The 12,541-nt window shown below is 69.1% G+C and carries 13 protein-coding genes; 9 read left to right on the top strand and 4 right to left on the bottom strand.

The features are described from left to right. Nucleotides 1-51: 51 nt before the first annotated feature. Nucleotides 52-519 (top strand): TRAP transporter small permease, encoded by a 468-nt coding sequence (locus DBV35_RS10555; protein ID WP_108660095.1) that lies wholly within the window; start codon nt 52-54, stop codon nt 517-519. 4 nt (nt 520-523) lie between these two features. Further along, the gene (locus DBV35_RS10550) at nt 524-1,828 is read left to right on the top strand and encodes a TRAP transporter large permease (protein WP_108660094.1); all 1,305 of its coding nucleotides are present in this window, start codon (nt 524-526) and stop codon (nt 1,826-1,828) included. Nucleotides 1,829-1,861: 33 nt separating this feature from the next. Here DBV35_RS10550 and DBV35_RS10545 read toward each other — a convergent pair whose 3' ends face one another. The 3 genes from DBV35_RS10545 to DBV35_RS10535 all read right to left on the bottom strand — a co-directional run bounded on the left by DBV35_RS10545 (nt 1,862) and on the right by DBV35_RS10535 (nt 3,651). Continuing rightward, nucleotides 1,862-2,434: a transglycosylase SLT domain-containing protein gene (locus DBV35_RS10545; protein WP_205648553.1), complete on the bottom strand. Its 573-nt coding sequence runs from the start codon at nt 2,432-2,434 to the stop codon at nt 1,862-1,864. A 139-nt stretch (nt 2,435-2,573) separates the two neighbouring features. Then, on the bottom strand, nt 2,574-2,882 hold the full coding sequence (locus DBV35_RS10540) for a hypothetical protein (protein ID WP_205648552.1): 309 nt from the start codon (nt 2,880-2,882) through the stop codon (nt 2,574-2,576). Next, nucleotides 2,863-3,651, bottom strand: coding sequence for a DUF899 domain-containing protein (locus DBV35_RS10535; protein ID WP_108660092.1), 789 nt, complete (start codon nt 3,649-3,651; stop codon nt 2,863-2,865). Before DBV35_RS10535 ends, DBV35_RS10540 begins: the two co-directional genes overlap by 20 nt. 127 nt (nt 3,652-3,778) lie before the next feature. Between DBV35_RS10535 and DBV35_RS10530 the strand changes: the two genes are divergently transcribed. The 3 genes from DBV35_RS10530 to DBV35_RS10520 all read left to right on the top strand — a co-directional run bounded on the left by DBV35_RS10530 (nt 3,779) and on the right by DBV35_RS10520 (nt 7,729). Then, complete coding sequence (locus DBV35_RS10530) at nt 3,779-4,999, top strand: helix-turn-helix domain-containing protein (RefSeq protein WP_108660091.1); 1,221 nt, start codon at nt 3,779-3,781, stop codon at nt 4,997-4,999. 28 nt (nt 5,000-5,027) lie between these two features. Next, the gene (locus DBV35_RS10525) at nt 5,028-5,705 is read left to right on the top strand and encodes a Vgb family protein (protein ID WP_108660090.1); all 678 of its coding nucleotides are present in this window, start codon (nt 5,028-5,030) and stop codon (nt 5,703-5,705) included. A gap of 245 nt (nt 5,706-5,950) precedes the next feature. Then, entirely contained in the window at nt 5,951-7,729 is a 1,779-nt protein-coding gene (locus tag DBV35_RS10520; RefSeq protein ID WP_205648550.1) for an SLC13 family permease, read from the top strand. Between the two features lie 3 nt (nt 7,730-7,732). On the opposite strand, the gene DBV35_RS10515 is transcribed toward DBV35_RS10520, so the two are convergent. Next, on the bottom strand, nt 7,733-8,746 hold the full coding sequence (locus tag DBV35_RS10515) for a LacI family DNA-binding transcriptional regulator (RefSeq protein WP_108660088.1): 1,014 nt from the start codon (nt 8,744-8,746) through the stop codon (nt 7,733-7,735). Nucleotides 8,747-8,855: 109 nt separating this feature from the next. Between DBV35_RS10515 and DBV35_RS10510 the strand changes: the two genes are divergently transcribed. The 4 genes from DBV35_RS10510 (at nt 8,856) to DBV35_RS10495 (ending at nt 12,428) form a co-directional block, all read left to right on the top strand. Then, nucleotides 8,856-9,515 (top strand): RraA family protein, encoded by a 660-nt coding sequence (locus DBV35_RS10510; protein WP_108660087.1) that lies wholly within the window; start codon nt 8,856-8,858, stop codon nt 9,513-9,515. Between the two features lie 88 nt (nt 9,516-9,603). Beyond that, nucleotides 9,604-10,608 (top strand): TRAP transporter substrate-binding protein, encoded by a 1,005-nt coding sequence (locus DBV35_RS10505; RefSeq protein WP_205648549.1) that lies wholly within the window; start codon nt 9,604-9,606, stop codon nt 10,606-10,608. A gap of 57 nt (nt 10,609-10,665) precedes the next feature. Then, on the top strand, nt 10,666-11,145 hold the full coding sequence (locus DBV35_RS10500; protein WP_108660085.1) for a TRAP transporter small permease: 480 nt from the start codon (nt 10,666-10,668) through the stop codon (nt 11,143-11,145). Further along, a complete protein-coding gene (locus tag DBV35_RS10495) occupies nt 11,142-12,428 on the top strand; it encodes a TRAP transporter large permease (RefSeq protein ID WP_108660084.1) in 1,287 nt (428 codons plus the stop codon). Before DBV35_RS10500 ends, DBV35_RS10495 begins: the two co-directional genes overlap by 4 nt. The last annotated feature ends 113 nt before the right edge of the window (nt 12,429-12,541 follow it).

Genomic DNA, 12,541 nt, shown 5'->3' with positions numbered 1-12,541 from the left:
CTCGGGCGGCGAGGGTCCTCGCCGCCCGCCTCAATCTGACGGAGCTCTCCTTTGACGCGGACAACGCTCATTCTGGCGCTCGCGGGGACGTTGGCCTTCCTCGTCGCCGTCGCGCTCACCGTGGTCGACATCGCGCTGCGCTCGGTCAGCATGCTGACCGTCCACGGCCTCACCGACATCGTGACCCTGTGCACGATGATCGGGGCGATGCTCGCCATCCCCTACGGATTCGCCACCGACCAGCAGGTCTCGATCGACGTCTTCACGAGCCGCCTGCCGCGTCGCGTGGAAACCGGCTGCCGGTTCTTCGCCGCCATCCTCGGCCTCGTCTTCCTCGCCGGCGCGAGCTGGTTCGGTTTCCAGCAGATGCTGACCGAATACGGCTATGGCGACCGCAGCCAGTCGATCGGCATCCCGATGGTCTGGTACTGGATCCCGCTCGTCGCGGGGCTCGCCATCGCGACGCTGGTCAATCTCTGGCTCGCCGCGCGGCTCCTGCGCGATCTCGTGCGAGGCTGATGCGATGTCGCCCCCACTCGTCGGCGTTCTCGGCCTCGTCGCGCTCCTCGCGCTCATCGCGATCCGCGTGCCCGTCGCGATCGCCATGGGCGTCGTCGGCATCGCCGGCGGCATCTATCTGAATGGCTGGTTCAGCCTCGGTTTCGTGCTCGGCTCGCAGCCCTTCGTCACCTCGTCGAGCTACGCGCTCTCCGTCATCCCCCTCTTCGTGATGATGGGGGCCTTCGCCTCGCGCGCCGGCCTTTCCGCCTCGCTCTACCAGGCGCTCCACGGCCTCATCGGCCATTGGCGCGGCGGCCTCGCCTCGGCGACGATCGGGGCCTGCGCCCTCTTCGGCTCGGTCTGCGGGTCGAGCCTTGCGACCGCCGCCACGATGGCCCGCGTCGCCGTCCCCGAGATGACGGACATCGGCTACGACCGCCGCCTCACCTCCGGCGCGCTCGCCGCAGGCGGCACGCTCGGCATCCTGATCCCGCCATCGATCATCATGGTGATCTTCGCGATCCTGACCGAGCAGTCGATCGGGCGCATGTTCCTCGCCGGGCTGATCCCCGGCATCCTCGCGGCCGTCCTCTACATGGTCACGGTCGCGGTGATGGCGCGGCTGAAGCCGCACTGGGCCCCGCGCACGCCGAACCCAGTCGCGCACCACCGCCTCGCGGCGCTGCGCCAGATGGCGCCGATCCTGTTCCTCTTCCTGGTGGTGATGGGCGGCATCTATGTGGGCATCTTCTCGCCCACGGAGGCGGCCGGCGTCGGCGCGTTCGGCGCGATCGTGCTCGCCGCGATGCGCGGCACGTTGAACTGGGAGGTGACGCGCTCCGCGCTCGTGGAGACCGCCGTCACCACCGGCATGCTCTTCATGATCCTCATCGGCACGTCGGTGCTGCAATTCTTCATCGAGACCTCCACGCTGCCGCGCGTGATCGTCGACTGGATCAACGCCCTCGGCCTGCCGCCGCTCGGCGTCGTGGTGATGATCCTCCTCGTCTATGTCGTGCTCGGCTGCTTCCTCGACAGCCTGTCGATGATGCTGATCACGCTCCCGATCGTGTTCCCGATCATCCTGGAGCTCGGCTACGACCCGATCTGGTTCGGCATCCTCGTCGTCTCGGTGGTGGAGATCGGGCTGATCACGCCCCCGCTCGGGATGAACCTCTACGTCATCTCGAGCGCGGCGCCGGACCTCAAATTCGAGACGGTCGCGGTGGGGGTGCTCCCCTTCCTCGTCGCCGACTTCGTCCGCGTCGCGCTGCTCGTGATGATCCCGGCCCTCTCCCTCACCCTGCCAAGCCTGATGATGGGGTGAGAGACCGCTTCCTGGCGCCGGCGCGAGCCGGCTTCAGCGGCACTTGGCGAGCTGGAAGGCGTAGGTGTCGGCGAAATTGGCGGTGCGGGCGGCGGACTTCATCGCGCCGGAATCGCTGCGCCAATTGCCCCGGCTGAACCCCGTCCAGCCGTAGCGGTAGCTGAGATAGAGGGTGAAGGCGTCGTCCGGTGGGACGCCATATTTCTGCACCGTCTTCGAATAATACCAGCCGACGAAATCGATCGAGTCGCCGAAATCGGTGCGCCGCGCCATGCCGCGCCCGGTCTCGCGGCGATACTGGTCCCACGTCCCGTTCAGCGCCTGGCTGTAGCCATAGGCCGAGGACGGGCGCTTGCCGGGCACGATGCCGAGGAATTTCTTGCGCGCCGGGCGCGCGTCCCCGTCGAAGCCCGATTCCACCCGGATCGTCGCCATCATGACGTGGACGGGAATGCCGTAGCGCTTCTCGGCGCGGCGGGCCTCCGAATACCAGTCGCTGAAGAAGCCGCTGCGCTGGTCGAACACGGCGCACATGTCGTTGATCGCGCCGGGCGGCGTGCTTCCGCACCCGGCGAGCATCAAGAGGCTGGCACTGAGGAGGACCATCGTACGGTATCGCATGGGGCGAACCATACGGACCCTTCGTGAAAGGGCGTTTGCGAAGAGTGGTTAAAATCGCTTAACCGCCTTTCTTCACATCGAAACGGCCGCGCAGACCGAAGCCCGCGCGGCCGCACTGCCGGCCTCAGCGGCCGGGACGCTCCCCCGCGACGAGGCGGAGCCAGGCCCCGGCATGGGCCGCGCTCATGAGGAGATACATCAGCGCCATCGACCCGCCGGCGGCTCCGCCGTGATCGGCCATCGCGTGCATCCCGTGCTCCCCCGCAGGAAGGGCGAGGACGGCGCAGAAGGCGAAGACGGGGGTCGCGGCGAGGCACAGCGCATCGGCCGCGCCGCGCGCGAGAGCGGCCACTTTAGGGGCGGGCTGCGCCGCGAGGCCCCTCGCGGGGAGATCGGACGGCCGGCCCATCGCCTCAGGCCCCGTATTCGTCATGGCGCCTGATCCAGAAGCTCGTCTCGTTGCGACCCATGGGTGCCCGGTCGAACCATTTGTACATGCCCCACAGATCGTCGACCCCGCGCGAGAAGGTCGAGTAGGTGTGGTAGACGACCCCGTCCTGCAGGACGAAGGCGCTGAGGCCCGGCCGCTCGCGGGCATAGGTGGCGACATCGGTGCCCGACTGGGCGGCCCCCGTCGTCGGCCCGTCCGCCCCGGCGCGCGAGGGGATGGCGGGCTCGTTCGCCGGCCGCGCCGCCATCGCCGGCTCGCGGCGATAATTGTACTCGATGCCCCCCTCGCTCTGCTCGCTCTCGGTGAAGGAGACCGCGTAGTCGTGGTTGAAGTCGCTGCCGAAGGAGGAGGCCCAGGGGAAGCTCCAGCCCATGCGGCGCTTATAGTCCTGCAGCTTCGGGAGCGGCGCGCGCGAGACTGTGGTCAGCGCGACGTCGTGGTTCTCAAGGTGAACGACGATGCCGTCGAACCCGTCCGCGATCGCCGAGCAGGACGGGCAACCCGCCCGATAGTCCGGCCCGAACATGAAGTGATAGACGAGGAGCTGGGACCGGCCGCGGAAGAGGTCCTTCAGCGAGGCCGCCCCGGCGTCGGTCTCGAACGCATAGGCCTTGTCGACGCGCACCCAGGGAAGGCCCTGGCGGCGCTTGGCGAGTGCATCGCTCTGCCGCGTCAGTTCTTTTTCGGCCTCGAGCAGGTCCATGCGCGCCGCGAGCCACTCTTCGCGCGTGCCGATCGCATGATTTTCCATCAGTCTTCTCCCATTGACGTTGTCCGCCGTGCCGCCAGTCTTCGAAATGGGCGGGCGGCACTCGGCTGCGGGAGAGACTTGGCGAGGATGAGCGAGGGGCGTGAGTGACAAGTCTGGCGCGATTTGAATGGACTCGCTGATCAACGCCGCCGCGCGCGCCCTCGCCGTCGGTGACACGCTCGGCGCGCTGAACTGGATCGCGCTGCGCGAGGATGCGCCCGCGCTTGCGCTGCGCGGCATCGCGATGGCCCAGCTCGGTGACTTCGAGAAGGCGAAGACGCTCCTCGCTGGAGCCGCGCGCGCCTTCGGCCCGCGAGAGGCCGTCGCGCGCGCCCGTTGCGTGGTGGCCGAGGCCGAGATCGCCCTCGTCTCGCGCGATCTCGCTTGGCCGGTGAAGGCGCTCGACGGCGCGGAGGCGACCCTTTCGCGCCGTGGCGACCGGATCAATGCCGCCTTCGCCCGCTATCTCGCCGGCCGCCGCCTCCTCCTCATCGGCCGGCTCGACGAGGCGGAGGCGAAGCTCGCCGGTCTCGACGCCTCGCTCTTCTCCCCGGCGCTCGCCGTCGGGATCGAGCTCGTCGCGGCGGGCATCGCGATGCGCCGCGTCGATGCGGGCGCGGCCCGCGCCGCCCTCGCCCGCGCCGAGGCCTCGTCCCGCGCGGCCGGCATCGCGGCGCTCGCGGCGGAGGTGGAGGCGGTCGCCCTCGCCCTCGACGCGCCCGCCGCCCGGCTCGTCGAAGCGGGCGGGAGCCGCCTCCTCCTCCTCGACGAGGTGGAGGCCGTCTTCGCCTCGTCGGCGCTCATCGTCGACGCGTGCCGCCACGGGGTGCGCCATGCGGGCGCGTTCGTGGCGCTGGAGCGGCGGCCCGTCCTCTTCGCCCTCGCGCGTACCCTCGCCCTCGCCTTTCCTGGCGACGCGCCGCGCGCCGCCCTCCTCTTCAACGCCTTCCGCGCCCGCCATGCGGACGAGTCCCACCGCGCGCGGCTGCGCGTCGAGATCGGGCGGCTGCGCAAGGAGATCGGCCCGTTCGCGGCCATCACCGCCACCGATCGCGGCTTTCGACTGGAGCCGCGCGAGGGGGCCGGCGTGATCGTCCTCACCCCGCCGGTGGAGGACGCGCACGCCGACATCCTCGCCCTCCTCGCCGACGGTCAGGCCTGGTCGAGCTCGGCGCTCGCCCTCGCGCTCGGCGCCAGCCAGCGCACAGTGCAGCGTGCCCTCCTCGCGCTGGAGGCCGACGGCAAGATCCAGGCGATCGGCCGCGCGCGGGCGCGACGATGGATGACGCCCCCCGTCCCCGGTTTCCCGACAGCCTTGTTACTCCCAGCTCCGATGCCAGGCGGCTAGATCTGTCCTCGCAGCAAGGATGAAAGCCATGAAGCACCAGAAAGCCGAAATCATTCAGGAACTCGGCCCCTTTCCCGGCGCCGAGGCCGTGCACGGCGTCACCTTCGACGGGAAGAGCGTGTGGTTCGCCTCGGGCGACCGGCTGAACGCCGTCGACCCCGACAGCGGGGCCCCGATCCGTTCCATCGAGGTCCCGGCCCACGCCGGCACCGCCTTCGACGGCGCGCACCTCTTCCAGATCGCCGAGGACCGGATCCAGAAGATCGATCCGGAGACCGGCCGCGTGATCGGGTCGATCCCCGCGCCAGAGGGCGGCGCGTCGGGCCTTGCCTGGGCGGAAGGCTCGCTCTGGGTCGGCCAGTATCGCGCCCGCTCGATCCATCAGGTGGACCCGGAGACGGGCAAGATCCTGCGCACGATCCAGTCGAACCGCTTCGTCACGGGGGTGACGTGGGTCGACGGCGAGCTCTGGCACGCGACCTGGGAGGGCGAGGACAGCGACATCCGCCGCCTCGACCCCGCCACCGGGGAGACGCTGGAGGCGCTGGACATGCCGTCCGGGACCGGGATCTCCGGCCTCGAGAGCGACGGGGCCGGGCGCTTTTTCTGCGGCGGCGGGCCGAGCGGAAAGGTCCGCGTCGTGCGCCGCAACGGGGCGGGTGCCAAGGGCGCCGGCGCCGCCTCCGCCGAAACGCTCGGGGCCTGAGCCGCCAGCCGGCCAGCGGAAGGGCACCCGCGCCTGGGTAGCGCGAGGCGCTCTCTCCGTTTGCCAAAAAGCGAACGGCGCGGGTCCGCCGAGCCTTGTCGCGCGACGAAAGTGCGCCACAAATTCAGGACAAGAGAGTTTGCCGGGCCGGCCGCTTCCCACGGGGCGGATCGGTCCGGATGGCGCAGGAGAGGCTCAGTGCAAACGCCGCAATTGGCAACCATCCGGCGGCCGGCGAGCGCGGCTTGACCTCGTTCCTCCCCGAGGCCGTCCAGCCGTTCGTCGGGCTCGCCCTCCTCGTCCTCACCTTCGCGGCCTTCGCCACCGAGCTCCTCGCGCCGAGCGCCGTCGCGATCATCGCCGCGGGCGCCTTCATCGCGCTCGGGATCCTCACGATCGACGATGTGGCGAGCGTCCTCGCCTCGCCCGCCCTCATCACCATCGCCGCGATGTTCGTGATCTCCGGCGCGCTCGTGCGCACCGGCACGTTGGAGGCGGTCGCCACCTGGATCACCAAGCGCGCCGAGACGCATCCCTCGATCGCGATCGCGAGCGTCCTCCTCGGTGCGCTCGCCGCGTCCGCCTTCGTCAACAACATGCCGGTCGTCCTGGTGCTGATCCCGGTCGTGATCCGTCTCGCCGGCACGGTCGGGATCGCATCGACCAAGCTCCTGATCCCGCTCTCCTATTTCGCGATCCTCGGCGGCACCTGCACCCTCATCGGCACCTCGACCAATCTCGTCGTCGCGGGCGTCGCGCAGAGCGAGGGGCTCGCCCCCTTCTCGATCTTCGAGATCACGCCGGTGGGCCTCGTCGCCGCCGCGGCCGGCACGCTTATGATCCTTCTCACCTCACGCTGGCTGCTGCCCGACCGGGACAACCACTCCGAGGCTTTCGCCGATGATGACCGGGCTGCCTTCCTCACCGAGATCGCGCTGACGGGCGACTTCGCCGAGATCGGGACGAAGCTCGGCGAGCTGCGCCTCGTGCGGCCGGACGGGCTGCACCTCCTGGCGCTGCGCCGTGGCGGCAAGCTCCTGCGCGATGGGATCGACGAGGAGGAGCTGCGCGAAGGGGACCGGCTCGTCCTCAAGGCGACGCGCGAAGAAATCCTCAGCCTCGAAGGCGTCGAGGGCGTGATCGTCGGCAAGACGCGGCGGCGCGACTTCACCGAGGAGGCGCTGGTAGCGGAAGCCTTCCTCGCCCCCAGCCGCCAGCGCGGGCGGCAGCGGATCGCCGACATCGCCCTCCTCCAGCGCGTCGACATCGCCCTCCTCGGCGTCCATCGCGACGGCCATCTTCCGGGCGAGAGCCTCGACAACGTGATCCTGCGACCGGCGGACCGCATCATGGTGCGCGGCGAGCCGGATGCGATCGGCCGCCTTGCCCGCAGCAACATGTTCGTGAGCCTCAACCGCACCGAGTCGCGGCCCTTCCGGCGCGGCCGTGCGCCGATCGCGATCCTCGGCGCGGCGGCTGTCGTGGTTCTCGCCGCGCTCGGCATCGCGCCGATCGGGGCGCTCGCGATGATCGCGGTCGCGGCGATCCTGATCCTGCGCTGCATCGATGCGGAGGAGGCCTGGGATTCGATCGATGGCGGGCTCCTCGTCCTCGTCTTCGCGATGCTCGCGATCGGGCTCGGCCTTCAGAAGGCGGGGACGATCGAGATGGTGGTCGACTGGATCGCGCCGACCTTCGCCTCCGCGCCCCCCTTCCTCTTCATCCTCGGCCTCTACCTCCTCACCTCGCTGCTCACGGAGCTCGTCACCAACAACGCGGTCGCCGTGATCTTTACCCCGATCGCGATCCTGCTCGCGAACGAGGCGGGGCACGACCCGCGCGCCGCCGTCATCGCGGTGATGGTCGCGGCCTCGGCAAGCTTCGCGACCCCCGTCGGCTACCAGACGAACACGCTCGTCTACGGCGCGGGCGACTATCGCTTCTCCGACTTCATGAAGATCGGCATCCCGATGAACATCGTCGTCGGCCTCGCGAGCTGCCTTGCGATCCAGTGGTTCTGGTAGCCCTCAGGCCGACTCGCCCTTGATGAGGTCGAGCGGCAGGAGATGGTCGGTGGAGGCGAAGCGGCCGGTCTCCAGCCGGTCGAGGATCGCCTTCGCCGCCGCCGTGCCGAGCTCGTAGGCGCGCGAGCGCACCGTCGTCAGCGCCGGCACGGCAAGGCCCGTGAACGGGAAGGCGTTGAAGCCGGACACGGCGACATCGTGCGGCACCTTGAGGCCGAGACCGCCCAGCACCTGGATCGCGATGATGGCGATCTGGTCGTTCTGGCCGACGATGATGTCGGGCGGGTCCGCCCGCGTCAGCGCCGCGCTGATCGCCTCCGAGATCGCCTCGCTCCGCGTCTCGTCGCAGGCGACGATGTCGAGCGCGACGCCGTTCGCCTCGAACACCGAGCGGATCCCCGCGACGCGATGCTCGACCGCGGGCCAGGCGACGTCCGCGATTACCATCAGCGCCCGGCGCGGTTTGCGCGCGAGGAGATGCTCGGCGAGCGCGGCCGCCCCCGCCTTGTCGTCCTGGCGCACGAAGGCGGCGTCTGACAGGCCCGGCAGCGGGCGATCCTGGATGATGACGACCGGCTGGCCGAGCCCCGCCGCGAGCCGCATCGCCGCGATCCGATCCGCCCGTTCGCCGCACAGATTGAGGCAGAGCGCGTCGACGTCGGACTCCCGCACGAGGAAGGATTCGGACAGCTTGCCGGGCCGCACCCCGTGGAGGAGCAGGCCGAACCCTTGCGAGCCCAGATGATTGCTGATCCCCGCGACGAGGTTCGTCGTGAACGGGTCGGCGAGGAAGCGCGGGGACGGGTCGACGATGGCGAGCCCGATCGTGGAATGGCGCAGCGTGCGCAGGCTTCGGCCCATCCGGTTCGGCCGGTAGCCGAGCTCCTTGATGGCGGCCACGACCCGCGCGCGCGTCGCCTCCGAGACCCCGCTCTCGATCCCGTTGACCACCTTCGACACCGTTGCGGTGGAGACCCCCGCTCGGGCCGCCACACCGACGATAGTAGGACGCGCCATGACCTCACTCGAAAAGCAACGTTCAGTTCGCAATAGGCCGCTTGACCGGCAGAAAAAACCACCCTAGCCTCAACATTAAACGTTTAACCAGGACGAATTGGCCGCTGTCATGAATTATGATTTCAGTGCCCTCCAGCAGCGCCTCTACACCGCCGTCCTGTCCGACGTGATGGACAGTGTCGGCCTCATGCAGCAGGCGATGCGCCCCTTCGTGCGCCCGCTCGACGAGGAGAGCGTCCTCTTCGGCCGCGCCCGCACCGGCCTCTACATGAAGGCCTATTCGGTCGAGCCGGACGAGAACCCGTACGAGGTGGAGATCGCCCTCATCGACGATCTGAAGCCGTTCGAGATCGCGGTCCTCGCCTGCGACGGGCCGACCGACCGGATCGCCCCCTGGGGCGAGCTTCTGACGACGGCGGCCAAGATGCGCGGCGCCGTCGGCTGCGTGACCGACGGGCTCGTGCGCGACATCCGCCACATCCGCGCCGCCAACTTCCCCGTCTTCCACGGCGGCATCGGCCCGCTCGATTCAAAGGGCCGCGCCAAGATGATGGCGATGGACGTGCCGGTGGAGTGCGCCGGCGTCGCCGTGTCCTCGGGCGACCTCATCTTCGGAGACGCGGACGGTGTCGTCGTCATCCCGGCGGACGTCGCCGACACGGTGATCGCGACCGCGCTCGAAAAGATCGAAAGCGAAAACAACACGCGCGACGCCCTTCTCCAGGGTGCGCTTCTGAAGGACGTCTTCGAAAAATTCGGCGTTCTGTAGCGACGGTCTGGGGAGGACTGGACGCGACGACCGAGTGCTCTCAAACCAGAAGGAACATCGCATGGGAATTCGTTGGAGTGGAGTGGCGTTGGCGAGCCTGGTGCTCGCGTCGGGACTGAGTGCGGCCGAGGCCGCTGACTACACCATCCGGGCCAGTCACGGTGAATCCACCGACAGCGCCCTCCACAAGGGCTGGCAGGTCTTCGAGGCCTATGTCGAGAGCGCCAGCGGCGGCCAGATCGAGGTCAACATCTCCCCGGCCGGCCAGCTCGGTTCGATGACCGATGCGCTGGAGCAGGTGAAGGCCGGCGCCATCCAGCTCGCCCACGGCGACGAGCAGACGATGAGCACCTTCTACAAGCCCATGCTCATCCTCGCGACGCCCTACCTCTTCGGCAACGACGAAGAGGGCCTCGCCTTCCTCAACTCCGACTTCTTCATGGACGTGCGCGACGCCATGGCCGAGGAGTCGGGGATGCGCCTCCTCGCCGGCGCCTCCTACGGCTTCCGCAGCTTCACCAACAACGTGAAGCCCATCAAGTCGGCCGCCGACATGGCGGGCATCCGCATGCGCGTGCCGCCGAGCCCGATGTCGCTCGAGATGGTAAAGGCGATGGGCGGCTCGCCGACACCGGTGCCGTGGGAAGAGCTCTATGGCGCGATGCAGTCCGGCGTCGTCGACGGCCAGGAGAACCCGGTCGGCGTCGTGCTCGACTACTCCTTCTACGAGGTGCAGGACCACCTGACGCTCGACAACCACCAGCTCGGCATCAACACGCTGATGATGAACGAGGACTTCTTCCAGAGCCTCCCGCCGGAGCTGCGTGCGGTTGTCGTCACCGGCGCCCAGATGGCGGCCGCCACCGAATATGGCGAGCGCAACTATCAGGCCCGCGTCAGCGCCGTCGACAAGCTGCGTGAGCTCGGCATGGAGGTCTACGCCCCGACCGCCGAGGAGCTCGCCACCTTCTCCTCGGCCGTGAAGGAGCCGATGCAGGCCTACCTCAAGACGGAGCTCGACCCGGCCTATGTCGACGCCGTCTACGCGGAGATCGAGAAGATCCGCGCGGACCGTCTCGCCGCCGTCGAATAGTCACCCCTCCTCCCCCTCCCGGGCCCACGCGGCCCGGGAGCACCACAAGGTGACGCCATGCCCGTCCTCAGAATTGTCAACCGCGTCATCGACGTGGTGCTCGTGCTCGCCCTTGCGACCATCGCAGCCGTGCTCGTGACCCAGGTGGCGCTGCGCTATCTGTGGCACGCGCCGCTCCCCTGGCCCGAAGAACTGTCCCAGTTCCTGCTCGTCGGCATCTCATTCCTCGGCATGTACCGCGCCTTCGGCGAGAACATGCACATCAAGATCGAGTGGCTGCCGAAGCGGCCGATCGTCTACCGCCTTCTGCGCGCGGCCGGCCTCGTCCTCGTCGCGATCTTCCTCGCCTATATCGGCTATGGCGGCTTCTGGCTCGCGCTCGGGGCGTGGAGCCAGCCCTCCACCGCGCTGCGCCTGCCGATGACGATCCCCTATCTCATCATCCCGATCGCCTGCGCCCTCTCCCTCGTCGGCCTCGCGATGGTCCTGCGCAACATCCTGACGGGGCGCGACGCGACCGGGGAGAGCGGCTCGTGACCGCCGCCATCGTCCTCGGCCTCCTCGCGATCCTCCTCGCGGTCGAGACGCCGATCGCCTTCGCCGTCGGCGTGATCGCCTTCGCGGGCCTCCTCTTCACCGGCATCGGCAACGCGCCGGTTGCGGCGCAGCGCATGTTCGCCGGGATGAACTCCTACGGCCTCCTCGCCCTGCCGCTCTTCATCCTCGCGGGCAACCTCCTCGTCGGCGGCGGCATCATCCGCAAGCTCGTCGACTTCGTGGACCTCCTCGTCGGCCGGGTGCGCGGCGGGCTCGCCTATGTGAACATCCTGTCGAACATGCTGATGGCTGGCCTCTCGGGCTCGGCGACGGCCGACACCGCCGCGCTCGGATCGGTGATGACGCCGATGATGCGCGCGCGCGGCTACTCGGCCGACTTCGCCGCCGCCCTCACCATTTCCGGCGCGATGATCGCCCCCATCATCCCGCCGAGCATCATCATGGTGATCTACGCGATCCCGACGAAGCTCTCGATCGGGGCGATGTTCTTCGCCGGCATCGTGCCGGGCCTCCTCATCGTCGTCCTCCTGATGCTCTACGTCGCGCTGCGCGCCCACAAGATCGCCCCGCCGCCGACGCGCGAGCGGCATGACCGCAGCCTTGCCCGCGCGACGCTCGACGCGCTGCCGGTGCTCGTCGCCCCCGTCATCATCGTCGGCGGCGTGCGGGGTGGCATCTTCACCGCGACGGAGGCGGCGGCGGTCCTCGCGGCCTATGCGCTCTTCCTTACCGTCGTCGTCTACCGCACGGCCGACGCGAAGAGCCTCTTCGAGATCTTCCGCGAGAGCGCGCTCACCACGGCGACGGTGATGATCGTCGTCGCGACCTCCACCCTCTTCGCCTGGTTCCTCGCGATCGAGAACGTGCCGGGCGCGGCGAAGGCGATGTTCGCGGCGATGACGGACAACCGCTACGTCTTCCTCATCATCGTGAACGCCTTCCTCCTCGTCGTCGGCTGCTTCGTCGACACGGTCCCGGCGATCCTGATCTTCGTGCCGATCCTCCAGCCGACCGCCCTCTCCTACGGAATCGACCCGATCCACTTCGCGATCATCGTGATCGTCAACCTGATGGTCGGCCTCAACACTCCGCCGATCGGGACGAACCTCTTCGTCATCTCGTCGGTGACGGGGCGGCCGATGGGGGCGATCGCGCGCGCGCTGCTGCCCTTCTATGCGATCAAGCTCCTCGCGCTCATGATCATCACCTATCTGCCCTTCGTCTCGCTGATGCTGCCCCGAATGGCCGGCCTCATCCGCTGAGACGCACGCGTTCCGCGCGGCCCTCCCGGCCGCGCCTCCCCATGACCCCGCGCGCAGGCGCGTGCGGGATGACGGGCGGGGCAGCGCCCCCTGCCGGCCCGGTCCAGTGAAGA

The sequence above is a fragment of the Acuticoccus kandeliae genome, from assembly GCF_003073115.1.
The sequence above is the reverse complement of the archived record's forward strand: the minus strand, read 5'-3'. Positions and strand labels throughout refer to the sequence as shown.

What these genes read in the sequence shown, in the direction of transcription:
- DBV35_RS10550 (WP_108660094.1), top strand. Translation starts at nt 524, where the DNA reads ATGTCGCCCCCACTCGTCGGCGTTCTCGGCCTCGTCGCGCTCCTCGCG.
- DBV35_RS10545 (WP_205648553.1), bottom strand. Translation starts at nt 2,434, where the DNA reads ATGGTCCTCCTCAGTGCCAGCCTCTTGATGCTCGCCGGGTGCGGAAGC.
- DBV35_RS10540 (WP_205648552.1), bottom strand. Translation starts at nt 2,882, where the DNA reads ATGACGAATACGGGGCCTGAGGCGATGGGCCGGCCGTCCGATCTCCCC.
- DBV35_RS10535 (WP_108660092.1), bottom strand. Translation starts at nt 3,651, where the DNA reads ATGGAAAATCATGCGATCGGCACGCGCGAAGAGTGGCTCGCGGCGCGC.
- DBV35_RS10530 (WP_108660091.1), top strand. Translation starts at nt 3,779, where the DNA reads ATGGACTCGCTGATCAACGCCGCCGCGCGCGCCCTCGCCGTCGGTGAC.
- DBV35_RS10525 (WP_108660090.1), top strand. Translation starts at nt 5,028, where the DNA reads ATGAAGCACCAGAAAGCCGAAATCATTCAGGAACTCGGCCCCTTTCCC.
- DBV35_RS10515 (WP_108660088.1), bottom strand. Translation starts at nt 8,746, where the DNA reads ATGGCGCGTCCTACTATCGTCGGTGTGGCGGCCCGAGCGGGGGTCTCC.
- DBV35_RS10510 (WP_108660087.1), top strand. Translation starts at nt 8,856, where the DNA reads ATGAATTATGATTTCAGTGCCCTCCAGCAGCGCCTCTACACCGCCGTC.
- DBV35_RS10500 (WP_108660085.1), top strand. Translation starts at nt 10,666, where the DNA reads ATGCCCGTCCTCAGAATTGTCAACCGCGTCATCGACGTGGTGCTCGTG.